This is a genomic window from Pseudomonadales bacterium, assembly GCA_024234435.1.
Lineage (GTDB): Bacteria > Pseudomonadota > Gammaproteobacteria > Pseudomonadales > Porticoccaceae > JACKOF01.
The window spans coordinates 1309848-1327563 of record JACKOF010000001.1 but is presented as its reverse complement, the minus strand read 5'-3'; the positions used below and the strand labels follow the sequence as shown (position 1 = coordinate 1327563).

The 17716-nt window shown below is 48.8% G+C and carries 21 protein-coding genes; 11 read left to right on the top strand and 10 right to left on the bottom strand.

From position 1 onward, the window contains the following. Complete coding sequence (locus tag H7A02_06150) at positions 1-438, bottom strand: two pore domain potassium channel family protein (protein ID MCP5171831.1); 438 nt, start codon at positions 436-438, stop codon at positions 1-3. A 13-nt stretch (positions 439-451) separates the two neighbouring features. Beyond that, entirely contained in the window at positions 452-967 is a 516-nt protein-coding gene (locus H7A02_06145) for a glycine cleavage system protein R (GenBank protein MCP5171830.1), read from the bottom strand. A gap of 185 nt (positions 968-1152) precedes the next feature. Here H7A02_06145 and H7A02_06140 point away from each other — a divergent pair, with 185 nt between their 5' ends. From H7A02_06140 to H7A02_06130, 3 genes are read left to right on the top strand one after another with little or no spacing between them, the layout of a single operon-like run. Further along, positions 1153-1995: a class I SAM-dependent methyltransferase gene (locus H7A02_06140; GenBank protein MCP5171829.1), complete on the top strand. Its 843-nt coding sequence runs from the start codon at positions 1153-1155 to the stop codon at positions 1993-1995. A 39-nt stretch (positions 1996-2034) separates the two neighbouring features. Beyond that, positions 2035-2295, top strand: a complete 261-nt coding sequence (locus H7A02_06135; GenBank protein ID MCP5171828.1) for a YheU family protein — start codon at positions 2035-2037, stop codon at positions 2293-2295. Positions 2296-2325: 30 nt separating this feature from the next. Next, complete coding sequence (locus H7A02_06130) at positions 2326-2958, top strand: alpha/beta fold hydrolase (protein ID MCP5171827.1); 633 nt, start codon at positions 2326-2328, stop codon at positions 2956-2958. A 16-nt stretch (positions 2959-2974) separates the two neighbouring features. Here H7A02_06130 and cptA read toward each other — a convergent pair whose 3' ends face one another. From cptA to H7A02_06095, 7 genes are all read right to left on the bottom strand, one after another. Further along, positions 2975-4789, bottom strand: coding sequence for a phosphoethanolamine transferase CptA (cptA, locus tag H7A02_06125; GenBank protein ID MCP5171826.1), 1815 nt, complete (start codon positions 4787-4789; stop codon positions 2975-2977). An 87-nt stretch (positions 4790-4876) separates the two neighbouring features. After that, positions 4877-5284 (bottom strand): diacylglycerol kinase, encoded by a 408-nt coding sequence (locus H7A02_06120; protein MCP5171825.1) that lies wholly within the window; start codon positions 5282-5284, stop codon positions 4877-4879. 320 nt (positions 5285-5604) lie between these two features. After that, entirely contained in the window at positions 5605-6048 is a 444-nt protein-coding gene (locus H7A02_06115) for a CopD family protein (GenBank protein ID MCP5171824.1), read from the bottom strand. Between the two features lie 40 nt (positions 6049-6088). Continuing rightward, positions 6089-6484: a DUF393 domain-containing protein gene (locus tag H7A02_06110; GenBank protein ID MCP5171823.1), complete on the bottom strand. Its 396-nt coding sequence runs from the start codon at positions 6482-6484 to the stop codon at positions 6089-6091. A 15-nt stretch (positions 6485-6499) separates the two neighbouring features. Then, positions 6500-7105, bottom strand: coding sequence for a pyridoxamine 5'-phosphate oxidase family protein (locus H7A02_06105; protein MCP5171822.1), 606 nt, complete (start codon positions 7103-7105; stop codon positions 6500-6502). 53 nt (positions 7106-7158) lie between these two features. Next, positions 7159-7575: a hypothetical protein gene (locus H7A02_06100; protein MCP5171821.1), complete on the bottom strand. Its 417-nt coding sequence runs from the start codon at positions 7573-7575 to the stop codon at positions 7159-7161. Further along, a complete protein-coding gene (locus H7A02_06095) occupies positions 7575-8609 on the bottom strand; it encodes a folate-binding protein YgfZ (GenBank protein ID MCP5171820.1) in 1035 nt (344 codons plus the stop codon). The genes H7A02_06100 and H7A02_06095 overlap by 1 nt, the downstream gene beginning before the upstream one ends. 157 nt (positions 8610-8766) lie before the next feature. Here H7A02_06095 and H7A02_06090 point away from each other — a divergent pair, with 157 nt between their 5' ends. Both H7A02_06090 and H7A02_06085 read left to right on the top strand, forming a co-directional pair. Then, positions 8767-9012, top strand: a complete 246-nt coding sequence (locus H7A02_06090; protein MCP5171819.1) for a succinate dehydrogenase assembly factor 2 — start codon at positions 8767-8769, stop codon at positions 9010-9012. Positions 9013-9115: 103 nt separating this feature from the next. After that, positions 9116-9382: a hypothetical protein gene (locus H7A02_06085; GenBank protein ID MCP5171818.1), complete on the top strand. Its 267-nt coding sequence runs from the start codon at positions 9116-9118 to the stop codon at positions 9380-9382. Positions 9383-9444: 62 nt separating this feature from the next. Here the strand turns inward: H7A02_06085 and nadB are convergent, their stop codons facing one another. Next, on the bottom strand, positions 9445-11058 hold the full coding sequence (gene nadB / locus H7A02_06080; protein MCP5171817.1) for an L-aspartate oxidase: 1614 nt from the start codon (positions 11056-11058) through the stop codon (positions 9445-9447). A 199-nt stretch (positions 11059-11257) separates the two neighbouring features. Here nadB and rpoE point away from each other — a divergent pair, with 199 nt between their 5' ends. The 6 genes from rpoE (at position 11258) to lepA (ending at position 17662) form a co-directional block, all read left to right on the top strand. Continuing rightward, positions 11258-11854 (top strand): RNA polymerase sigma factor RpoE, encoded by a 597-nt coding sequence (gene rpoE / locus H7A02_06075; protein ID MCP5171816.1) that lies wholly within the window; start codon positions 11258-11260, stop codon positions 11852-11854. A gap of 137 nt (positions 11855-11991) precedes the next feature. Further along, a complete protein-coding gene (locus H7A02_06070; GenBank protein MCP5171815.1) occupies positions 11992-12639 on the top strand; it encodes a sigma-E factor negative regulatory protein in 648 nt (215 codons plus the stop codon). A 34-nt stretch (positions 12640-12673) separates the two neighbouring features. Next, a complete protein-coding gene (locus tag H7A02_06065; protein ID MCP5171814.1) occupies positions 12674-13717 on the top strand; it encodes a MucB/RseB C-terminal domain-containing protein in 1044 nt (347 codons plus the stop codon). Between the two features lie 99 nt (positions 13718-13816). Continuing rightward, positions 13817-14269 (top strand): SoxR reducing system RseC family protein, encoded by a 453-nt coding sequence (locus H7A02_06060; protein MCP5171813.1) that lies wholly within the window; start codon positions 13817-13819, stop codon positions 14267-14269. Between the two features lie 37 nt (positions 14270-14306). After that, positions 14307-15686 carry a DegQ family serine endoprotease gene (locus tag H7A02_06055; GenBank protein ID MCP5171812.1) on the top strand — a complete coding sequence of 460 codons (1380 nt, stop codon included), beginning with the start codon at positions 14307-14309 and terminating at the stop codon, positions 15684-15686. A 176-nt stretch (positions 15687-15862) separates the two neighbouring features. Next, the gene (lepA, locus tag H7A02_06050; protein ID MCP5171811.1) at positions 15863-17662 is read left to right on the top strand and encodes an elongation factor 4; all 1800 of its coding nucleotides are present in this window, start codon (positions 15863-15865) and stop codon (positions 17660-17662) included. Positions 17663-17716: the final 54 nt, after the last annotated feature.

Below are 17716 nucleotides of genomic sequence, written 5' to 3'. Positions count from 1 at the left end.
TTACTTTTTTTCCCAGAATCTGGCCATTTCCAGGTACATGAATGAGGCACTCCAGGTGATCATCACCAGGCCGATAAGTGCCTCCAGCCCGGCGACAAAGCGTAAGTTGTTGAATGGCACTACATCCCCATACCCCAGAGAAGAGTAGGTTGTAAAGGAAAAGTAGGCACAATCGAGCAAGGACTCGACCCTGTTGGCGGAACTGCTTTCCACAAGGTGGCCATAGTTGCCATCACTGGTCATGAAGTAATAGGCCGCTGCATATATCCAGACTTCCAAGACATGTGCACAAATCGCCCCCAACATGCCTATTGCCACCCGAAATCTGGGCAGGCAGGGTATTTTTGGCAGAACAATAGAAAGCCGACTGAGCACTTCATAGTGAATATAGACAGTGATAAACACCAGAAAACTGTTGATTACAATAACATTCAGCATGCACAGGCTCCGCTTAAATATTGCACTCCAGCTCAACAATCAGATCGTCGGACAGGGTTTCCAGCGCGCTTTGCAAGTCTCCCAGAGACAAGTTTTCCGGTAGGTGAATTTTGGCGTCAGCACGAAACAGTACTTCAGCGCTCATGGGGGCCTCTTCACAGGAGGTAGTCAGTTCCTCGACATTGACATGAAGTTTGGCGAGTAGTGTTGAAATTTCACCAACAATACCGGGACGGTCATTGCCAACGACATTCATGGAAACCAGCTGGCCGGTAGCGCGCTCAAAGGCTGCGCTGGGCTCTACGCTGATCCGGAGACCACTGCTTTTTAATTTGTGCAATTCGTCGATCAGTTGCTGCTGCTGGTGTTCGTTAATTTCTATCAGCAAGAGTCCTGCAAATTTTCCAGCCAGGCGAGACATACTGCTTTCCAGCCAGTTGCCGCCATTAGTGCGGACGACGTCGGCTATCTTTTCAACGATACCGGGGCGGTCATCGGATATAACTGTGAGTGCAAGATAGTTATTCATAGTCCGGTCCTCATTTGCCGGTATGTTTTGGCGCTATTATGCAGTAATGTAAATCATCAGGCCACGACTGGATCTGCCCTGTAAAGGCGGAATCAGTTCAGGGCAAGTAATTTCGGTCCATTGAATCAGGAACTGTTACCGGCTCCTTGAATCCAACAGTTTTCCCATCGATCAGGAATTTTATGATGACTCTTGTTAAACAGCTTCTATTGTACGTTTTGCTGGTGCCTTGTTTTTCTACTTTTGCGACAGAGGTGGCTGGTCAGGACAAGGGATCCCGATTGCAGTACGCTATTAATGGTGAGCACCGGACTGACAGTTTCGTTAGCAGGGATCAATATCGGCATCCTCGTCAGACACTGGAATTTTTTGAAGTTGAAGCGGATATGAGTGTGGTTGAGATATGGCCTGGCCAGGGCTGGTACACCGAAATTCTGGCACCGTATCTTTCTCGGGGTGTTTTTTACGCGGCACATTTCCCGGCAGGTGTGGGGGTGTCATTTTACGACAAATATCGTCGTTTGTTTGAGGAAAAGCTGGCGAGGAACCCTGATATTTATGGCGCCGTCAAGATCACGGATTTTGATCCGAAGCGAGCCGTACTGAGCGTGCCTGACAGCAGCCTTGACCGCGTGCTTACTTTTCGTAATGTTCACAACTGGTTGCGCACTGAAAGTGAGGCGACAGCCTTTGAGCTGTTTTATCGGGCATTGAAACCCGGCGGCATTCTGGGAGTGGTTGAACACCGCGCGCAAGCCAAAACTGATTGGAATACCATGAAGGACAGTGGTTACATGACCGAGCAGTATGTTATAGAGCTTGCCGAAAGCGCGGGATTTGTGCTGGAAGCGCGTTCGGAAATGAATGCTAACCCTAAGGATAATAAGCGACACCCCGAAGGTGTCTGGAGCCTGCCTCCAACGCTTCGCGGTGTGACTCCTGGCGGATACGAAGCCAGAAAATTTCTGGCCATTGGTGAGAGTGACAGAATGACACTGAAATTTCGTAAACCCGATCAAAATAACTGATTACTTTGGAGAGTGGCAATTGTGACAACAGCATCGGTCATTGAAATCCCGGCAAACCGACTCGCTTCGGAGATACTGTCTGCCATTATTGACGAGTTTGTGGCACGGGAAGGTACGGATTACGGTGCATCCGAAGTCAGTTTTGAAGCGAAAACCCGTCAGGTGCGCAACCAGATTGACCGAGGACAGGTGGTCATCTGCTTTGATCCGAAAACTGAGAGCTGTACGTTGCTGACCCGACAGCAGTTTCAGGTTTTGATGACGGAAAACTGCGCTGAAGACAATTCTATTCTGAGCTGACGTGATTTTTGCAGCATAATGAAATATCTGATGACTCAGGCTGATTCCGGTATTCGTGGATACGGCACTCTGATTCTTGCTCATGGTGCCGGTGCGCCTATGGACAGTGATTTTATGAATCAGCTCGCCGATATTCTGGCTCAGTTCGGGGTCACTGTGGTGCGTTTTGAGTTTCCCTATATGTCACAACGACGCAAAGATGGTAAGAAGCGACCGCCAAACCGGACACCACAATTGATCGAATGCTTCGAGGCAGTGATTGCCGATATCGACGCGATGCCGACGTTGCCGAAGCCTCTGATGGTGGGTGGAAAGTCAATGGGTGGGCGTATGGCGAGTATGCTGGCGGCCAATGAGCGAGTGAAAGGCGTGTGCTGCTTTGGTTATCCGTTTCATCCACCCGGCAAACCTGAAAAGCTGGCGGCGAGAGTGACACATTTACGGACAGTTGAAAAACCGGTGAAAATATTTCAGGGTACGCGCGATCCATTCGGCAAACCGGATCACCTGTCCGGTATTTTATTCAGTGATTCTGTGCAAATAGAGTGGCTGCAAGATGGCGACCACGACTTGAAACCGCGCATAGCGTTAGGGCTAACTCAAGAGCAGCTATTGAGGAGGGCTGCACAAGCGGTTGCCAAATTATTTGCAACAGTTTGTTAACTCTTCTTAGCGTGTACTAGAAAGCTTTTGCACTGCTTATTGCACTTGCTGCTTTCGCCGTGTTTTTTGATTTATCACCCATTGCACCTGTGTTTGTAACCCGGATAGAGGGTTGTAATCTGTCCTTTGTCTTCGTGAACATTTTTTCATCAATATCGAACGGGTAGTCTTGCAGATTTTTCGGATTCTCGGGATTTCCTATCCAGCGAGGATGGGGGGTGAACTGGCTGGAAATCAGGCTGCGTGTCAGGTCCATACTCTTAAAATTAATGCCGGTTATATCCGCCCAGGTATAAATAAAGTCAGCGGTGCTGTAAGGGCGATGAGCATAATGCTGCCATCTGTCTGTGTGATTTTCCGACTTGTATTCAGGGCTGGCCCAGATTATAAAAGGCACGGTATACATGGCTGGTAAAGGTGCAGCTTCATTGCGTCCCGTAAACAGCTGCTCTGACGTATCAAAAACTTCCTCGCCGTGGTCGGAAAAATAGACCAGCAGGCTGTTCCGGCTTTTCATTTTCAGGCATTTGATCAACTCTGCAACAACGTAATCATTATAGAGAATAGCATTGTCGTAGCTGTTGTATTCCTCCAGCAGGTCTTCGCTAATCCAGGAGGGTGCACTTTCAGCCGTTGTGAATTTCGCAAATGATGGAGGATAGCGATAACTATACTTGCGGTGCGTGCCCAGCAGATGAATAACAATCAGTTTCTTTTTTGCGCTGGAGTCAAGGGCCTCAATAAGAGGCTGGATAACAACATCATCGTACTGTCTGAAATTCTGGTTCCTGTTGTTGTTAAGGTAAATTTGATGATCCGCGAGTTGGGAGAGCGTGGTCAACATAGTGTTGCGCCGGGTTTGAGTTTGCTGGTTCGTTATCCAGGTGATTTCATATCCGGCCTGCTTCATCATATTGAGCAATGTTGGCTTATCAAAAAAATCATTCGGATTTTTTGAGTTGGCAAATGACAACACCTGCTGCAATGCTTCGATGGTGTAGGGACGGGCGGTAACCACGTCATCGAAGACAGTCAATTCGTCTCGTATGGTATCCAGCATGGGGGTGGTTTTCCGGGAGTAGCCATACAGGCTCATCCGTTGGCGATTGGTCGATTCACCAATGACCAGAACAAAGGTTTTTTCAGCGTCGGCGTTTTTTTCCTTGAAGTCAGCCAGAGGCGGCAGCTGGTTGTTAGCGTCCAGAATGTTATTCATCGAGGTTAGTTGTTGTTGATACTTAATGAACCCCACCACCAGGTTCCAGGGTGCAACAGGCTCCATTCTGATCATCTGGTGATACCAGCCTGCCGAGAGGCTGGCGCCTTCTATCAGGCGGGTATTGATAATTGGCCAGCATGTGATGAGTGTAAAAATAATGATAAGTGTCATCCGGTAACGCAGGCTCGCTGCAACGGGTTGTATCTTTTTCCACATCCAGAAAGGTATCAGGCAAAAGCCCGTTAGTACCAAAGGATGCCACCAGCGCAGATAGGAGCTGATAAATTCAAAACTCTCTGCGGCATTGGATTCAAAAATAATAAAAATGGTGCTTTGCGAAAACTCCTGACCGTAGATAAGCCAGTATCCCAGGCTGGCAAGCGCGCCGAGTAACATTGGCAACCCAAACAGTGCGGCGAGAAACTTTGCCCTTGAGGGAAATAAAAGTATGGGTATCAGACCGATAACGCCTAGCAATATGGACTGTCGCAATCCAACTGTACCGGTCATCCCGGTAGTCAGTAGCAATAGCTGGAAACTGCCGGAAAAATACAGGAAAAAAAAGTAAATCCAGAGAATTGGGTGGTTTTTTGAAAACGATGATTTACTCATAAAAGACCGCGTTCTTGTTGTTGATCGTTCCTGTAGCAGGCCGTCCCTGATAGCAGGAGGCTCCCGTGTTGTGAGTGGCAATCACCTTCAGAGCAAGATTATTAACCAGACCAGAACCACCAATATCAGAGATAGCAGCTGCGCTGCGCTACCCATGTCTTTGGCCCGTTTCGATAAGGGATGTATCGCCAGAGATATTCGGTCAATAGTGGCTTCTATGGCTGAATTGATGATTTCAATGATGAGCGTTAAAAACACGACGCAAACGAGCAGTGCGCGCTCCGCACTGGTGACATCCAGAAAAAAAGCGGTAGGTATAAGAATGAAGTTGATCATCAATAATTGCCGGAAAGCAGCTTCGAGCTTGAAGGCAGCAGCCAGACCACTGAAAGAGTAGCCTGTAGCGAGTAATATTCGCTTTAAGCCTTTGTTTCCTTTTACAGCCTCATTGCTGGTTCGAATGATGTGCGGAACAGGTGTGTCCGATAGCGGCATTCTCATCATGGATGTACCTGATACCTTAATAAGTGTCGTCCTGAGGGTATTGGGCTCACGCATCCTTACAGCAGCCTGTTATTTGTAGTCTGCTGACGGTCAGATTTTTCAGTGTGTCTAAATCTTTCCCGCCATTGCCAGGGAATGATAAAGGTGAAAACTTAAGAGAACCTTATGTACAGGTTCTTCCAAAAGAATTGTTTATGCGTAGGGTTAAAGAAGGGGGCGGCACTAATAATCCGGGGCTTATCTGAAGAGAAACCACGGTGTGCGGCCTGTCAGGTTGTATTGTTTCTCATCAATTGCACAAGCTGCCGGCTTTAGCCGAGCCAGCCAGTCCGGAAAGAAAGCCCTGCTATTACAAACAAAATCGAGATGATGGTAACCGGCACGATATGCCAGGCCATAACCACCAGATTCTTTTCGGAAAGGCAGGGAATAACGCGTAATTTTGCATCAAGTGCAAATCCGAAAGTTATTGCCAGAAGCGCGATTTTTACCAACAGAATGCGGCTGACCGGGTTGGATAAATCAAGCCACTGGGTTAAATCCGGTAGTATTCGATAGGCCATTAACAGTCCGGTGATTATCTGGATAATGAGAGCGGGCATACCGATTTTTTCATAGGCGGTTTCAAATTTCAGCAGCTGCTCCGCAGAGCGTTCTTTCAACACGCGGGGTAATACCACGGTGGAGAGGACAATATGGCCGCCGGTCCAGATAGTAGCTGCCAGTAAATGCAGTAACAGTAGTATCTCGTACATCTTTGTGACTCCGGTTAACGAATGATAGGAGGCGGGTCAATCACTCGGTCAGGTTGTTGATTTTTTCCGACCCGCGTATCTTCAAAAGGATATTGCGCACCAGGACCAGTACCGGATATAGCAGTTTTGCGCGTTTCTCTGACTTGAAAATCCGGTAGTTTAATCGGTTAAAAAAACCTGATCTGTCGCTGATCCTGGCTAATACGGAAATGGCTGCGCTGCCGTAATAAAGCTGTTTGCCAGTCTTTACGACGATTCCCCTGTCAATATCTATTCCATAAGCAGTGATTTCTGTCATCACATCACTTTTTTTTCTGGCATTCACCATGATTAATTTCCCTCCATCTTTGTTCGGGCGAATAGCCTGACAGTAGTGTCTGCATACAGGGCATTCTCCATCGAACACTACCATTATCTCTTGCCGGGGCGGGATCATGTCATTCATGTCAGTCTACGGAACCAGCACCTCATTAACCCAGCGCCCGTTTGTTAATCTGTAAAGTGTTCGCTCATGAAGTCCGTCTTTTGGTGATCCCAGCCAGACTTCTATGGATGTGGCGACTATGTCGACACCAATAGCATTGTCGGCATAGTCGATATCCTGCTCGGACGGGTATTTTTGTTTGAGCTGTTCCATGCCTTCAAGAAACTGGCTTCTGGTGGCGATCGGACTGCTCTGTGTGGAGTCTGTCTGGTAATAGTGATCCAGCAGTTTTGATTCGTAGGGTTTGTGTTGCCAGTGTAACGCCATCTCTTGCGCGGACAAGGGATTCAACTGCCCCCGAATTCGGTATTGTTGCATCAGCGAAGGCCAGAAAACGAGCAATTCGCAATTGGGCAGCAAATTCATGTCTCGCCATTTTGGGGATGTCTCGTTAATGAATATCCTAAAGGCGTCATCGGTAACCATTCTCAATACCAAGGTTCTCAGAGAAGCCTGTTTGTCTTCCGAGGTGGTTGCCAGAAAGCAATAGGTTGCATTTGCATCACGGTTTGATTTGGCTTTTTGCCAGTTGCTTTTAAATATGTCGACAGGGTTGCACACGGGCATTTTCATTTCCTGTTAGGGGTTTTATCGTGTGATATTGGGGTGTGGTAATGAGAGGACCCTTAAGGTTCATCGATGATCAGCGGGGGGTGTTTGGCTTTTGCCCTGAGCCAGTTCAGGCTTTTGAGTATGCCGGGTTGTGAAACGACCTTGCGTTCAAGTGTATATTTTCCCGGATAGTCCAACAGTAGAACGCCCATCAGTATGGTAAGTAAACCCTGCCCAGGCAGTACCAGCATAAGAATGCCACCACAGAGAAGAACCACGCCCAGAAGATTTTTGCCGATTAACAATAGAAGCCGAATTACGGGGTGCTGCTTTTTCCAGCGTGTTGGCGTACGTTCCTGGTGGCTAAAATAATCCTCCGGTATCCGGGATACCAGCCAGGGCAGGGACGCCAGACTGAAGACAAAAACAAAAAAGGATACAACGCCCAGCCAGGTGAGTAGTGTGTGGTGTTCTGACGCCCAGCCGAGCATCAATCGGACTCCAGTGTATAAGGGAGTGGACTTAACAAAAAGGTCGCCGGTGGTTCACTGCCGATGATGATACGCTCGGCTGCAGCGGCTTCTGCCGTGAGGACCACAAGGGCCTCGACTTTGTTGCTGTCTACTTGAACCGAGCTGACGATATTACCCACACTCTGACCTTCTTCTGTCAGCTTGCAGGCGCTTCCGGCTACGGGTACAACAGGTGCATCAATAACAAGATGGTACATTCGGCGTTTGAGCTTGCCCAGGTATTTCATGCGGGCGACAACTTCCTGTCCGGTGTAGCAACCCTTTTTGAAACTGATTGCCCCGGCGGCTTGTAGATTGAGCATCTGGGGAATAAACATCTCAAATGTAGCTTCCACCACCTGACCAAGGCCCAGTTGAATCATCTGTAATTGCCACAATTGTGTACCGGCAGGTTGCGCCTTTTGGGTAAGTGTTGACCAGTAGTTCTCCAGTTCTGCAAATGGCACCACTATCAGCCAGCAGTTGTTGGCAACCTTGACAGCGAAACAGTCTCCCTGTTGTGTCATGTCATTGCTTTCAATGGGCAGATTCGGGAAGCAGGAAGCAAGTAATTTATCGGCTTCCGGGCCGCAGAGCCCGAGCTGTGCGTACGCCTGCGATGCGTCTTCCAGTTGTGCTTTGAAAAAGGGTGCAAATTTATTCAGTGTGCTGTGGGTAGATGCAACCAGATCTGCCGACATAGTCAGCAGTATTTGCTGCTCTGCAAGCTGTAATGCTCTGAAAGTATTGAGCATACGACCTTTCGGGTTGCATTGAGCACCAGGCAGGCTCCGAGTGTTTGACAGTTCCCTGAAATCACAAGTCATTTGCCCCTGAAGGAATTCGTTCGCACGCTCCGCTGATACTTTTAAGACACCCATATTGGCAAGAGGAACCAGTCGTGTTGATTCCCGAAGATTGGCGTAGTCTGCAATGGTTTCGCCGAAGGATACGCTGTTGTCCTCGGCCAGAGTCGCGTCAAGATTATTCAGAAATGTCAGCCAGTTGTTCATAGTCAGCCAGAAAATAAAAGATGCTGTATCTTAGTGGGTAAACCTCATTGCTTCCACTATAATGCGCGTTATAACCGGAAAGCGTGCAGAGTGAGTTTATCCTGTCTGCCAGGTGATCTGTTGTCGATGATGTCTTTAATTACAGGGTTACGTGAAAATGGAAAAAAACCGACTTGTCTGGGCCAGTCGTCGTGGCATGCTGGAGTTGGATCTGTGGCTGTTACCCTTTGTTGAAAAAATTTATCCGGGTCTGGATGATGTGGACAAGGAGCGCTATCACAAACTGCTTGAAGGCGAAGATCCGGATCTCTTTGCCTGGTGTATGGGGCACAGAATACCGGAAGATCCCGATCTGAAAATTATTGTTGATATTCTTCGCAGCACTCGTGACCAAATCCGTTGAGATACAAATTTGCCGTTCAAACCAACAGCTGACTTGGCTATTGCTGATTCACCTTTTGGTGCTGACCCTGTTGCTTTGTTTGCCAGTGACAGAATGTCTTCAATTGACTCTATCTGCAGGTGTCGTTTTTGGTGGGGTGAGCCTTGTTAGGGAATGGCGTTGCCTGCCCCATCAAAGGGTGATCTGTCGAGATAAGCGGTGGGTTATTGATGGCTCAGTCGGCCCGGAAGAAGTTGAACTCAGGCAGTGGTACCGCTTGGGTCGCGTGCTGGTGCTGCATTTTGATGGAGGCAGGTATCTGGTTCTGTTCCCCGACTCTCTGGACAAATCAGGTTATAGCCTGTTATTGCAAAAGCTGCGTTTTTCGTAGATTTTGCCGTCCTTGTATTTGTGATGTTTCTTGTACCCTGTCAGTACGACGTTCGTGTCGTTTTAGGTGATGACGTTCTGTCCTGCAAAGTTGATTGGTACAATCACAGTATCCCTTGCGATTGGCGAGGTTTCCGGATAATCCAGTGTGTAATGCAGACCACGGCTTTCGCGGCGTTGTTGCGCGCAGCGAATGATCAGCTGGGACACCATTGTCAGGTTTCTCAGCTCCAGTAAATCCGGTGAAATTTTATAGTTGCTGTAATACTCATGAATTTCTTTTTGTAGCATTTCGATCCGGTGCTGGGCCCGCTCCAGTCGTTTTCGGGTACGGACAATACCGACATAGTCCCACATGAAGCGTCGTAACTCGTCCCAGTTATGGGAAATGATGACATCTTCATCGGAGTGAGTGACCCGGGAGGCATCCCATTCCGGAGCTGTATCAACGTCTGGAATCTGCTCAAAGGATGCGTCGATGGCTTGCGCAGCCGCGCGACCATAGACAATACATTCCAGCAGTGAATTACTGGCCATACGGTTGGCACCATGAAGCCCGGTAAATGCCGTTTCGCCTACGGCGTAGAGATTTTTCAAATCGGTGCGCCCTTGCTGATCGACCAGAATTCCGCCACAGGTGTAATGCGCTGCGGGCACAACGGGAATGGGTTCTTTGGTGATATCTATACCGTATTTGAGACAGCGCGCTTTGACAGTAGGAAAGTGGGACTCGATAAATTCTGCCGGTTTGTGAGTGATATCCAGATAGACGCAGTCACTGCCGAGTCGTTTCATCTCGTGGTCGATGGCCCGCGCAACAATATCTCTGGGGGCCAATTCTGCATCGGGGTGGAATTGTGGCATAAAGCGATCACCATTGGGCAGGCGCAACAATGCGCCCTCGCCGCGGAGTGCCTCAGTAATCAAAAATGCTTTTGCATTAGGATGATAGAGACAAGTCGGATGGAACTGGTTGAATTCCATATTGGCAACACGACAGCCCTTGCGCCAGGCAATAGCAATACCGTCGCCACTTGCTCCGTCCGGGTTACTGGTATAAAGATAGGCTTTGCTGGCACCGCCTGTTGCCAGCACGACAGCTTTTGCCTGAAACAGGCAGACCTGATCACGTTTTGCATCCAGAACATACGCACCGGTACAGCGGATGGCTCGAGACCCTTTATCAGCCTGGGTGATCAGGTCAACAACCAGGTGATGCTCAAAAATTTCAATATTGGGGTGAGCCAGCACCTTCGCCGACAGGCTGCCTGAAACCTCTTTACCTGTGGCATCGGCAGTGTGAAGCACCCGACGATGACTGTGGCCACCTTCCTTGGTCAGGTGGTAGTCGTGGCTATGGTCATCCCTTGAGAAATTAACGCCCTGGGAAACCAGCCATTTGATTGCCGAAGGGCCGTTTTCAACTGTGTGTCGAACAGCATCTTCATGGCATAACCCGTTTCCGGCTATTAAAGTATCCTTAATGTGTGCTTCCAGGCTGTCTTCAGAGTCAAGCACTGCGGCGATTCCGCCCTGGGCCCAGAGTGTTGAGCCTGAAGAGATTTTGGATTTGCTGATAAGGGCGATCTTGTAGCGATCGGCAAGGTGAAGCGCTACAGTCATGCCTGCTGCGCCGCTGCCAATAATCAAAACATCGTGAAAATAATTGGGTTGCATTTGTGAATTTGTAGTTGTTGTGAGTCGGCGCTATTTTGAGTGCACGCATGATAGTATAGCGGCACGAAAATGGGTACCTTGTAAATCAGGCTCGATTGCTTGCGAACTATTTGGTGCCATAAGGGTCTAGCAAGCTGTTAAAAAAAATCGCGATAGAGATTGAGTAAATATTTCCCCGGAGAGTGTTGTTGAGAAGTATATGGAAGCTGAACAGATAAAAGAAACGGACAAGCAGCTGGTTAAGCGTGTACAGAAAGGGGATAAGAGAGCCTTCGATCTGCTGGTGTTGAAGCACCAATACAAGGTGCAGGCGATTGTCAGCCGTTACATCAAGGATTTTGATGAAGTTAATGACGTAACCCAGGAAGCGTTCATCAAGGCCTACAGAGCGATTGCCAGATTTCGGGGAGATAGCCAGTTCTACACTTGGCTCTATCGTATTGCGGTTAATACTGCGAAAAACTATCTGGTGTCTCGAAATCGCCGTCCGCCTGCAAGCGATGTGGATGTGGCTGATGCTGAATATTATTCAGGCAGTGACAACCTCAAGGACGTTGGCTCGCCGGAAGAGCTGATGTACCGCGATGAGCTGGAAGCAGTTGTGGACGATGCCATTAAAGGGTTGCCGGAAGATTTGCGCACCGCCGTAACTTTACGCGAATTCGAAGGTCTCAGCTATGAAGAGATCGCTGATGTTATGGGTTGCCCGGTAGGTACAGTGAGATCACGAATTTTTCGAGCCAGGGAGTCCATTGACCAGCAAGTACAAAATCTGGCAGAAGGGCTTCTGAAATAGTTGGTAAATGTGGGGAACCATTCTTCCCTTTTTATGTCTGATCAGCTAGATTTCAGATCATTGGTATTTTAAACGGACTAAACGGCACAGGCGGATCGTCCGAAAAATCAATAAACACATTGAAAAGTGGATAAAACATGAGCAATTCCGATTCTTTCAGAGCAGAAGCAATTTCGGCACTTATGGATGGTGAAACTGATGAGATGGAGTTTCATAGGGTACTCAAGGATGTCAACTCAAACACTGAATCCCGTGATCGTTGGCACCGTTACCAGATTGCCTCTGCGGCCATGCGCAAGGAGCTTCCGGAAAGGCTGGTGGATTTATCAGGCTCCATTCGCGATGCAATAGAACTGGAAGGCAAGCCTTCGTCGTTTGCACAGCGCTTCATCAGTCCGATTGGCAGATTTGCCGTTGCCGCCTCTGTTGCTTTGGTTGCAGTACTTGGGGTACAGCAGTTTAATCAAGAGCAGCAGGTCACTGCTGGCAGCGGTGCGCCTATAGCCGTAATAGATCCTGTTGAGCAGAGCGCTACACCGGCCCAGTTGCCATCCACGTTTAATCTGCCACGGGTTCCGGTCAGAACTGTGAGTGCGACCAGTGGTGGTCAGCAACAGCAACCAGTAGCATTAATCTCCAGGCAAGCGATACCGGATAAAGCAACTCAGGAACAGATCCAGAAGTACCTTAATGAACTTATGTTGCGGCATACTGAAAATGCCTCGTTAAATACGAGTCAGGGTATGTTACCCTTTGCGCGGATGCCCCAAAAACAACCTGACTGATTGACAGGAACCACAGGAAGATAAGTTTTCGATAATGGTGCTATCGCTGCAAGTATTACCTACACGAACTACCTCCCCAATATTAAAAGCGCTACTGGTTTCTCTGGTGGCGTTTTTTTGTTTTTCGTCAAATGCTGAAGATGAATTGCCAGTTGAGCAGTCTTCGGAGCAAACAGTTTCCATTACCAAGACTTCCGTTGTTAATTTGCTGGAAAAAATGGCGCAGGCAAACCGTTCATTGACATATCGAGGAATTTTCACCTACGAACATGGTGGGATTCTGAAGACGATTGAGGTTGCCCACGCCGTTCGCGATGGCATGGAGTATGAGAAACTCACACACCTGAACGGACCGCTGCGTGAAGTTATTCGGCATGGGAAAAGGCTGGATTGCCAGCGAGTAGGGGATATGCTGCTGCTGGGGCTAGGCTCAGAGTTGGAAGATGCGATGTATTCCCGTCTTGAAGATCACTACAGCATCTATATCAAGGGTGAAAACAGAGTCGCCAATCGCGATGTGATAAGCGTGCATGTAGTGCCAAAAGATAAATACCGCTATGGGTATCTGTTGTCCATTGATAAGAAGACGGGCTTGTTGCTGCAGTCATTATTAATTGACCACTCAGGCAAGGGTAACCGGGTTCTTGAGCGTTTTCAGTTTGTGCAGCTGGAGCTGGGAGCGATGATCAATGAGGCCGATGTTATGCCTTCTTCCGCCGATCATGTGGTCGCTTCAGCAGAAAGCCTGCCCTGTGCAGGCGCAAAGCAGCCTGCTGACAGCCAGCGACAGTGGCGCGCTGCCTGGTTGCCTCCCGGGTTTGCATTTGCGGGCTATCAGCCTCGGACAGAAAAAACCGGAGAATCGTTGATTTACACCGATGGCCTGGCGGTGTTTTCGATATTTGTGGACACCCAGGAATTAATTGATCTTCCCGAAGTCGAAGCCCGCAGAGGCGCAACCTTCGCGTATATGGTGCGAAAGGGTATTGATAACAGGGACTTCCTGATTTCTATAGTGGGCGAAATTCCGTCCGCTACCGCGAAGCAGATTGCCCATTCAGTGGCCCCCTTACAGTAGGTGAAACAGAAGTAGGCAGTAGGTGAAGCAGCAGTGGGTGAAACAGGCCGGCAGACGAAATAGGCAGAAGCTTGAATCAACTGGCGAGAAGATATTACCGTGATTGAAGAAAGAGGAATAATTCGCTCCGTTGAAAAGACGGCTCTCTGGGTGGAGACGGTTCAGAAGTCTGCATGTTCCAGTTGTGGTTCGGAAAAAAATTGCGGTCAGAATACTTTAATAGAAAGTCTTTTACACAAAACCACCGGTAATACAACATCGATTCGGGCGCTGTTGCCGGATGGTGATAGGAACCATTATCGGGTTGACGAGCAAGTACTTATCGGTGTGCCTGATCATGTGGTGGTTAGTGGTACCTTGCTGCTGTACTTTCTGCCCTTGTTGACGTTGGTTATTGGTGTGACAGTGGCTTATCAGTGGAGTGGTGCTGATTCGATGATAGCATTGGGAGCACTTTCCGGTCTGATTGTTGGCGGTGGGCTGGTGAGGCTTCATTCCCGTCATTGTTATAATGATCCGGCTATCCAGCCGGTAGTATTAAAAAAGCTTTAAATGTTAAGTTCAAAACCATAGTTTTTCGGAGGACATCATGCGAAAGTTGGTTGTTGGTTGGATGTTAACGATTGGTTTTTTGGCGCCGTTGTTAGCTGTTAGCGCAAACTTGCCGGATTTTACCGGTTTGATTGAAAAGAATTCGCCAGCAGTGGTAAAGATTAACACCGTTGCCAAGGTAGGGGGCGCGAGCCGCATACCGAATATTCCCTATGGCGAGTTACCGGAAATATTCCGCGATTTTTTTGATGGTTACCGGGATCAGCAGCCCAGAGAAGCGCGCTCAATGGGGTCGGGTTTTATTATTTCTGAAGATGGTTATGTGCTCACTAACCACCATGTTATCGAAAGAGCTGACGATATAATGGTGCGCCTGAGTGATCGGCGCGAATTCAGCGCCAAAGTCATTGGTGCAGACAAACGCTCTGATCTGGCATTACTGAAAATCAATGCGGATGATTTGCCGACAGTTACTTTTGCGGAGCCGGAAGACCTGAAGGTAGGGGAATGGGTGGTTGCAATAGGTTCTCCATTCGGTCTCGATTACTCGGCCAGTGCCGGTATTATCAGCGCTATTGGTCGCAGTATTCCCACTAAAAGCGGTGATAATTACGTGCCTTTCATTCAGAGTGATGTGGCAATCAACCCGGGTAATTCCGGTGGGCCACTGTTTAACCTGGACGGTGAAGTGGTTGGCATCAATTCACAAATTTATACCCGCTCCGGTGGTTCCATTGGCGTATCTTTTGCGATACCCACTAGCCTGGCGCTTGAAGTGGTTGATCAGCTTAAGGCCAAAGGTCGTGTCGATAGAGGCTGGTTGGGTGTTTATATTCAGGACATCGATAAGGAGCTGGCAGAATCTCTTGAGCTGGACCGACCTCAGGGCGCCCTGATCGTGCAGGTGGAGCCGGATGGTCCGGCAGACAAGGCAGGCATTCGTGCGGGCGATGTGATTCTTTCCTTTGACGGTAAATCTATTGATGAGTCAGGCGATTTGCCTCATGTTGTCGGCTTGTTACCTCCGGGTAAAAACGTGACGGCACAATTGATGCGCAAGGGCAAATCCAGAACGGTGAAGGTTGAGGTGGGCGCCTTGCCAGGTCAGGTTTCGGCGCAGGGTGATTCTCCGGGGCAGGGTGATCGGCTGGGGCTTTCACTGCGGGAGCTGGATGAAAAATCCGCCCGTAACTGGAACCTTCGAGGTGGCGTTGTTATTACCGAGGTTTTTCCGGATACCGCAGCGGCACGTACCGGACTGAGGCCCGGAGATGTTATCGTCCAGCTAGGTTACAATGCTATTCAGAATCTTCAGGAGTACCAGGCGATAATTGATGACTTGCCTGAGAAGTCACCGGTAGCGATTCGTTTTTTCCGAGCAGGTCGGCCGGTGTTCAGAACGATCGAAATACGCTGATTGCCCTCCGTCCGTTTTATTTCACGAATCGCCGCCCGGAAACGGGCGGCGGTTAGTGCGTGAAGCAAGCAAATAAGCTAGACTGCGCGTCCCGGAGCACGCTCCGGCTTCCTTGCAGGTTTTATTGCAAGCCTTTATCGATTTTCTAGACGTTCAGCAGGAATATTGACAGCCTCGTGTCCGATTTAACCCATATTCGAAATTTTTCTATCATTGCCCACATTGATCATGGAAAGTCCACTATCGCCGATCGTTTTATACAAGTCTGTGGTGGCTTAAGCGAGCGCGAAATGGCCGCTCAGGTGCTCGACTCGATGGATATCGAAAGAGAGCGGGGAATTACCATCAAAGCGCAAAGTGTGACACTGAATTACACAGCCAAAGATGGCAAGACATATCAGTTGAATTTTATCGATACTCCGGGGCATGTGGATTTTTCCTATGAGGTATCCCGCTCTCTGGCGGCCTGTGAAGGTGCATTGCTGGTGGTGGATGCAGGGCAGGGGGTTGAGGCGCAGTCTGTAGCAAACTGTTATACGGCTATTGCTCAGGGACTTGAGGTGATTCCGGTTCTTAACAAGATGGATCTGCCTCAGGCAGAGCCCGAAAAGGTGATTGAGGAAATAGAGGATATCATTGGCCTCGACGCGCAGGATGCTGTTCGCTGCAGTGCCAAAACCGGTATCGGCATTGATGAAATCCTGGAAGAGCTGGTTTTGAAAGTGCCACCACCCAAGGGTGATATTAATGCACCCTTGCAGGCTCTGATTATTGATTCATGGTTTGACAACTATCTGGGTGTGGTGTCGCTGGTGCGAGTGATGCAGGGTACGCTCAAGAAAAAAGACAGAGTGATTGCCAAATCTATCGGCAAGCCTCAGGTTATTGACAGTATCGGTGTTTTTACTCCCAAAAGGCTGGAAACAGGGCAATTGAAGGCCGGAGAAGTAGGTTTTGTGGTTGCCGGTATCAAGGATATCCACGGTGCCCCGGTGGGGGATACGTTTACCCATGTACACACTTCGGATGTTGCCGCACTGCCGGGGTTCCAGCGGGTAAAGCCACAGGTTTATGCGGGTATGTTTCCGATCAGCTCAGATGATTTTGAAGACTTTCGCGATGCGCTGGCAAAACTCACACTTAATGATGCCTCGCTTTTTTATGAGCCGGAAAGTTCCGATGCGCTGGGCTTTGGTTTTCGCTGCGGTTTTCTGGGCATGCTCCATATGGAGATTATTCAGGAACGTCTGGAGCGAGAATACGATCTTGACCTGATTACCACAGCACCTACTGTGGTTTACGAAGTGCAGAAAACCAGTGGCGACGTGGTACAGATCTCCAGTCCGTCAAATTTGCCCGATCCAGCCTATATACAGGAACTGCGGGAGCCTATCTGTGAGGCGAATATTCTGGTGCCAAAGGATTATCTGGGCAATGTGATTACACTTTGTGTCGAGAAGCGCGGTGTACAGAAAGACATGCAGTTTGTCGGTGGTCAGGTTTCCATACGCTACGAGTTGCCAATGAGTGAAGTGGTGATGGACTTTTTTGATAAATTGAAGTCTGTCAGCCGAGGATTTGCTTCACTGGATTATAATTTCACACGCTTTCAGGCAGCGCCGCTGGTGCGGCTTGACGTTCTGATTAATGGTGAAAAAGTGGATGCGCTGGCATTAATTGTGCACAGGGACAACTCCCAGAGCAAAGGCCGTCAGTTGACAGAGAAAATGAAAGAGCTGATTCCTCGGCAGATGTTTGATGTGGCGATTCAGGCCGCAATCGGTGGCCATATCATTGCCCGAACAACAGTGAAAGCACTGCGTAAAAATGTGACGGCAAAGTGTTATGGTGGCGACGTGAGCCGTAAGAAGAAGTTGCTGGAAAAACAGAAAGCCGGTAAAAAGCGGATGAAACAGGTTGGCAGGGTGGAAATTCCACAGGACGCATTCCTGGCCGTACTGAAAACAGACAGTTGATGACGTATTCTGTTCGATGAGCGAGAAACCCGCGCAACCGTTTATTGTGATAGT